At 72.4% G+C, this 6,116-nt stretch carries 9 protein-coding genes; 5 read left to right on the plus strand and 4 right to left on the minus strand.

The features are described 5' to 3' along the window. Window positions 1-10 precede the first annotated feature (10 nt). From ACWEV0_RS13635 to ACWEV0_RS13645, 3 genes are all read right to left on the minus strand, one after another. Window positions 11-835, minus strand: a complete 825-nt coding sequence (locus tag ACWEV0_RS13635) for a hypothetical protein (protein WP_453149296.1) — start codon at window positions 833-835, stop codon at window positions 11-13. Window positions 836-1,191: 356 nt separating this feature from the next. Next, a complete protein-coding gene (locus tag ACWEV0_RS13640) occupies window positions 1,192-1,350 on the minus strand; it encodes a hypothetical protein (RefSeq protein WP_453149297.1) in 159 nt (52 codons plus the stop codon). Beyond that, a complete protein-coding gene (locus ACWEV0_RS13645; RefSeq protein ID WP_453149299.1) occupies window positions 1,347-1,583 on the minus strand; it encodes a hypothetical protein in 237 nt (78 codons plus the stop codon). Before ACWEV0_RS13645 ends, ACWEV0_RS13640 begins: the two co-directional genes overlap by 4 nt. A 70-nt stretch (window positions 1,584-1,653) precedes the next feature. Between ACWEV0_RS13645 and ACWEV0_RS13650 the strand changes: the two genes are divergently transcribed. Beyond that, a complete protein-coding gene (locus tag ACWEV0_RS13650; protein ID WP_453149301.1) occupies window positions 1,654-2,277 on the plus strand; it encodes a TetR/AcrR family transcriptional regulator in 624 nt (207 codons plus the stop codon). A 17-nt stretch (window positions 2,278-2,294) separates the two neighbouring features. Here ACWEV0_RS13650 and ACWEV0_RS13655 read toward each other — a convergent pair whose 3' ends face one another. Beyond that, a complete protein-coding gene (locus ACWEV0_RS13655) occupies window positions 2,295-2,768 on the minus strand; it encodes a DUF6328 family protein (RefSeq protein WP_453149320.1) in 474 nt (157 codons plus the stop codon). Window positions 2,769-2,992: 224 nt separating this feature from the next. Between ACWEV0_RS13655 and ACWEV0_RS13660 the strand changes: the two genes are divergently transcribed. From ACWEV0_RS13660 to ACWEV0_RS13675, 4 genes are all read left to right on the plus strand, one after another. Further along, entirely contained in the window at window positions 2,993-3,370 is a 378-nt protein-coding gene (locus ACWEV0_RS13660; protein WP_453149322.1) for a hypothetical protein, read from the plus strand. 257 nt (window positions 3,371-3,627) lie between these two features. Then, window positions 3,628-4,407, plus strand: a complete 780-nt coding sequence (locus tag ACWEV0_RS13665) for a polysaccharide deacetylase family protein (RefSeq protein WP_453149303.1) — start codon at window positions 3,628-3,630, stop codon at window positions 4,405-4,407. A gap of 410 nt (window positions 4,408-4,817) precedes the next feature. Continuing rightward, window positions 4,818-5,609 (plus strand): hypothetical protein, encoded by a 792-nt coding sequence (locus ACWEV0_RS13670; RefSeq protein ID WP_453149305.1) that lies wholly within the window; start codon window positions 4,818-4,820, stop codon window positions 5,607-5,609. Continuing rightward, entirely contained in the window at window positions 5,606-5,980 is a 375-nt protein-coding gene (locus ACWEV0_RS13675) for a peptidase inhibitor family I36 protein (protein ID WP_453149306.1), read from the plus strand. Before ACWEV0_RS13670 ends, ACWEV0_RS13675 begins: the two co-directional genes overlap by 4 nt. Window positions 5,981-6,116: the final 136 nt, after the last annotated feature.

Raw genomic sequence — 6,116 nt, forward strand, 5'->3', positions numbered from 1 at the left:
TGGTGACCGGCTAGGGGGCGCCGCAGACCACCGAGGCGTAGAGGGACAACTGGCCGAAGCCCGTGTTCGTGGCCCGGACGGTCCAGCCCGTCGCGGTGGGGCTGGAGGAGTTGAACAGGACGTCGAGGCCGCCGGATCCGCCGCCGCCGGTGGGGACCAGCCCGGCGGGGCACTCCGCGTGGGCCACGCCCACATGCCCGGCCTCCAGCTTCACGGTGTCGCTGAACTTGTACGTGGGCTCCTTGTCGGAGCAGGTGGCGAAGGCCCGCACGTACGACAAGGGGGCCGCCGGGTCGAAGTTCGTGTACTTGGCCCGCGCGTGCCACGCCCTGATGTCGGAGGAGTCCGTCGCGCTGAGGTACGTACGGTCGCCTGCTGCGGCTCCGCCGCCCACGACGAATCTGTCGTTGCCGCAGGAGATCTCGGAGGGGTTGTTCGGCTCCCCGGGCTCGAGGGGCATGTCCGGTCCGACCAGCTGGGTGATCGCGTCCGTCGTGCAGATCACTCTGGGATGCAGGGTCTGAACCTCCTCGGATTCGTTGAAGGCCCGCACCACCCAGCGCCGGCCGTCAGGGAACGAGTCCTTCAGGAACACCGCGCTCTCGGGGTCGCTCTCGACCGTCGCGCCTCCTCCTGACGGCGTCGTGCCCTCCGGGCAGTACGCCGCCGCCGTCCCTCCCCGGTGGGGATACAGGATGGTGGGGTGGCCCGGCTCCTGGGTGACGGTACGGTTCGAGGGCGTGGGCTCCTCCGCCCAGGCGTGCGGGGCGGCGGCGGGCACGGCTGCGGCGAGCAGCGCGGTGGTCGCCAGCGCGGCGGTGCGGAAGCACCCCATGTCGGCCTCCTCATGGCATGACCGGAGGACGTCGGAAGACGTTCGAGGACTCCGGGGGACAGGATTGCCCCGCGGCATGACCGGCCGAGGATGTGAGCGCCCGTCCGCACCCGCCGATTCACCCTCGCTACCCGAGCGACTGCGGGTGTCAGCCCTGGTCGCGGGCGGGCCGTCCTTGAAACGGTGGGCGAAGAGGGCCACCGGGGACCGGCCGGGGGCCCGGCCGCGGGTGCGCCGGGCCCTCGCCTCGTCTCCGCTGACGGGACGCGGAGGTCGTCGTGTTCGGCCCGGTGGCGCCGGCCGGCCTGCCGGCCGCGGCGCCACCAACCGGAGGGAGGCCCCCGAGGCGGGCGAGGTCAGTTCCGGGGCTTGTTCGTGCGGCCGGCCCGGCGCCAGACGGTCCGGAGTCCGAGTGCCAGCACGGTCAGGGCCGCCACCACGATGACGACCTTGATCGCCCGGTCGACCAGCAGGTGGGTCAGGAGTTCCGACGACTCCGTGGCGAGGGTGATCACCGGCGGCCGTCCGGGCGTCGCCGCGAGGAGGTGCCGCCCCGGGGGCCGTCGAGGCGACGGGTGGCGGCGCGGACAGCGGCCTTCACGGCGGGATCGGCGTAGCGCCGGATGTCGTCGAGGCGGCCCCTGCGCTTGAAGTGCAGGGCTACGGCGAAGGCGAGCAGTGCCAGCACGACCAGGCCGGCCACTATCAGGCCGAAGCGGATGAGCATGAGGTTGAGGACTGTCTCCATGAGACCCTCCAAAGGATTTATCACGCCTGTGATAAATCCAGTTGTATCACACGCGTGATAAAAAGGCTCCATGCCCAAGCAGGTGGATCCGGACGCCCGCCGCCGCCATGTCGTCGACGCGCTGTTCCGCGTCGTGGTCCGCGACGGCCTCCAGCGCACCTCGCTGCGCGCCGTCGCCGACGAGGCGCAGCTCAACATCGGCTCGCTGCGCCACTACTTCGCGAGCCAGCAGGAGCTGATGCGATTCGCGATGCAGTCGATGCTCGACCGCCTCGGCGCCCGGCTGCTCGCGCACGTCGAGCGGATCGGCGACCTGGGGCAGCGCCCGCGCGCCGAGCAGCTGCCGCTCGCGGCCGGCCTCCTCGCCGAGCTCCTCCCGCTCGACGAAAGCCGCCGCGCCGAGGTCACGGTCTTCCTGGACTTCAACACCGCCGCCCGCACCGACCCGGCCTTCGGTGACCTGTCCCGCCTCACCGCGGAGGGCGCGCGCCGCTTCGTACGCAGGGTGCTCGCCCGGCTTGACGCCGCGGGCGCCCTCCGGGCCGGCCTCGACCTCGACCTGGAGACCGAGCGGCTGACGGCCCTGCTGGACGGCCTCGGTCTCAGCGGCGTCCTGCACCCCCAGCTCCTCGACCCGCCGGCGTGCCTGGACGTGCTGCACGCGCATCTGGCCGAGCTGGGCGCGGCGGACTGAACCGCGGCGGGCCGACCTCAGTCGTGCGGTTCGTCCGTGTGGCGGTGGCGGACCCACAGCGGCAGCGCGAACCAGCACAGCAGGTACCCGGCCATCAGGCCGGCCACCAGCCAGGGGACGTAGGCGGCGCTGGTCGCCACGCGCAGGACGAGGAGCAGTGCGGCGCCCACGCTGAAGAGCAGCAGCAGGAGGCCGGCGAAGGTCAGCCGGGAGGCCCAGATCACCGCCCGGGGCTTGATCCGGCGGCCCGCGACGATGCGGTGGAAGGAGACGGGTGCGATGAGCAGCCCCGTCGCCGCGGCGGCCAGCGTGACGGTGATGATGTAGATCGAGCGGTCGCCGGCCGAGAGTTCCGCGAAGCGCGGTGTGAAGACGACGGTCAGCAGGAAACCGAAGAGGATCTGTACGCCCGTCTGGGCGACCCGGATCTCCTGAATCAGATCGGTCCAGCGCCGGTCCGCCCGTTCGTTCGGCGTCTCGTGGCGCCCCATGACGAGTCCGTCGGCGTCCGGCTCCCCGGCGTCCGGGCCCTCGGTCTGCTCGGTCTGCTCCGGCTCCTCGGGCCGCTCGGGCCCGTCGGCCCCCTGCGCTTCTCCGCCCACGACCGGCCTCCCGTCCGCCTCCCGCACCGCGCTCGTACGTTTCCCCCTCCACGGTGGCACGAACCTCGCGGGACGCCCCGCCGAGAGGGATGCTGGAAGCGGCAACCGAGGAGATGAGCGACGTGTACGACTTGCACATCGACACCGACGTCACCGTGCAGCTGAGCGAATGCTGCCGGGAGGACGCCCAGGCCGTCTTCGAGGTCCTCGACCACGCCTACCAGCTCGAGGACATGGCCGGGCCGGGTCCGCAGGCGGCCACCGCGCCCGCCACCACCGTCTGGATGGCCACCTTCGACACGGCCGGCGGTCGGCACGAACAGACCTCGCCCCCGCGGCTGACCGGGAAGGTCGGGGCGACGCTCACCGGCGGCTACCGCGCGGTCGACGAGGTCGAGAAGGTGCTCGCCCGCAGCTTCGACATCGAGTCGCTGCAGTCCGTCTCCGGCGACCAGGAGACCGAGGCCCGCCTCCTCCTCGCGTCACGCTGACGGGCACCCTCAGTACCCCCGGGCGGAGCGGACGGGCGCCGCCCGGGGTCGCCATGCCCCTGTGCCCCCGACGGGCCTGTCCGACGGGTCGGAGGCGGACAGGCCCCGCGGTGTCCCGCCGCCCGGCGCGCCCCGCGACCCCCTTGCCACCCCCGGCTATACACCGTGTGTAGAGTGCTCGAACGAGCCGCAGGGCCCCGCCATGACCAGGCGCGGGCCTCGGCAGTCGAACCATCTTCGGGGAAAGCAGGTTGTACATGTTCCGAACCAGGCCGGGCCGTCGCCGGGGGCCGGCGCTCGCCCTCCTCGCCGCCACGTCGCTGATCCTCACCCTCGGCGGCTGCTCCGCCGACACGGTCACGCCCGGCGAGGCGCGCGGCAACGCCAAGGCGGCCGACGCCGCCCGCGCCACCGTCGACTGCGCCAAGGTGAAGTGCATCGCCCTCACCTTCGACGCGGGACCCGGCAAGAACACCCCGCACCTGCTCGACATACTCAAGGAGAAGAAGGTCCCGGCCACCTTCTTCCTGCTCGGCAAGAAGCACGTCGACCGCTACCCCGAGGTCGTCAAGCGGATCGCGGACGAGGGTCACGAGGTGGCCAACCACACCTGGAGCCACCGCATCCTCACCGACCTCGACGCCACCGAGGTCCGCGACGAGCTCTCCCGCACCCAGGACGCCATCGCGAAGATCACCGGCCGCAAGCCCACCCTGATGCGCCCGCCGCAGGGCCGCACCGACGACGCCGTCTCCGACGTGGCCCGCGACCTCGGCCTCGCCCAGGTGCTGTGGAGCATCACCGCCAAGGACTACTCCACCGAGGACTCCGCGCTCATCCGGCAGCGCGTGCTCGACCAGGCCCACGGCGACGGCATCATCCTGCTCCACGACATCTACGAGGGAACGGTCCCGGCCGTGCCCGGCATCATCGACGAGCTCAAGCGCCGGGGCTACACCTTCGTCACCGTTCCTCAGCTGCTCGCCCCGGGCAAGGCCGAGGCCGGCGTCGTCTACCGCCCGGAGAAGGACGACTAGAGGAGGACCGGCAGGGCGTCCGAGAGAGGGCCGAAGGCATCAAACGGGGTGAGGTGACTCACATCCGGCACAGGGGACACACCGGAACAAGCGGTGAAGGTTTATCGTTCATCTGTATGTGACGCCGAAGGGGCCCGGTCCCCAGGTTCCCCCCGTGAGGTGACCGCCCTTCCCCGCGTCACGGCAAACGGCCCCGGTTGGAATCCCCCGTCCAACCGGGGCTGTGTCGTATCCGCAGCAGGGGCGCCCACCCGCCCGTGAACGGCGCGCGCTCCGGCGCGTTCGACCCCTTCGAGTGAGTCGCCCGCGCTCCCCGCATGGCCCGACCGGCACCGGGCATTGATCGCCACGAAACCGGTGGCACCCATCCCGCCGGCCACCACCGTCCGGGCCCGCCACCTGGGGGAACCATGCGCCACACGCTCCGCCGCGCCCTCGTCACCGCGGCCGCCGCCCTCGTCCTCGCCGGCTGCGCCACCGTGCGCCCCGCTCCCTCCGGCGCGGCGCAGACCGGTTCGCGCACCACCAGGCAGGAACAGGACCGGCTCCTCGAAGCCGCCGAACAACGGCTCGTCGCCGAGTGCCTCGACGGCCAGGGCCTTTCGCTGCCCCCGGTCAACCAGGCGCGTGCCCCCGCCTCCCAGGACATCCGGCTCCAGGCCGCCCTCTTCGGCAAGGACCCGAGGGAGCTCTCCCTCACCCTCGCCACCGGCCTCACCGTCACCGCCAACAGCGACGGCTGTCTCGCCGGCGCCCGCGCCACGCTCTACGGCGACCAGAACCGCTGGTTCCGTGCTCAGGTCACCGTCGACAACCTGCGCGCCGAGGCCCAGGCCCGGATGAAGGACGACCCCGCGCACCGGGCCGCCCTCGACCGCTGGACCCGCTGTGCCGCGCCCGCCGGTGGCCCGCGCGCCGGTCGCCCGGATCCGGTCGTCGCCGCGCGCTGCACCCGCGAGAGCGGACTCGCCGACGTCCGCGCCCGGCTCGAACCGGCCGAGCTGGCCACCGTACGCGTCCTCCACCGCGACCAGGTCGTCGCGTACGAACAGCTGCGCGCCCGCGCGCTGCGGAGGGCAGCCGAACTGTCCGCCGTCACCCAGAAGACCACGACCAAGAAGACCACGACCCAGAAGACCACCACCGAGAACACCCGCTCCGAGAACACCCTCACTGAGAAGAAAGGCAACGACGCTTCATGAAGCGACTCCTCGGCTCCACCGCTGCCGCCGCCGTGCTCGCCCTCGCGGGCGGGCTGGTCCTGACCGGGCCCGCCGCCGCCGCCGAGTGCCCGTCCGGAGACTTCTGTGTGTGGCAGGACGCCAACTTCGGCGGCCAACGGGCCAACTGGAGCGGCGACGACGGCTGGTGGGAGAGCTGGATCGCCGACACCGACTCCTCCTGGGCCAACCACGGCATCTCCGGACCGGGCATCAAGGACTACGTCCAGGTCTACGAATCCGCCTGGCAGGGCGGATCCATGACGATCTGCCTCGCCCCCGGCCAGGAGGTCGGCTACAACGGCGCCGCCAACGACCGGGGCGACTCCCACATCTGGGCCACCGGCTGCTGACCCACGGCCGCCGCGCACGCACGATCGCCCGCCCGCCGCCCCTGGACTCCCGGACGCTGACCGCGCTGGCCGACGCGCTGCGGCTGTGCGCGGACGAACGCGCCACCCTCTTCCTGTACGCCGCCGGCGGCGAGCC

It is taken from the genome of Streptomyces sp. NPDC003943, assembly GCF_053605265.1.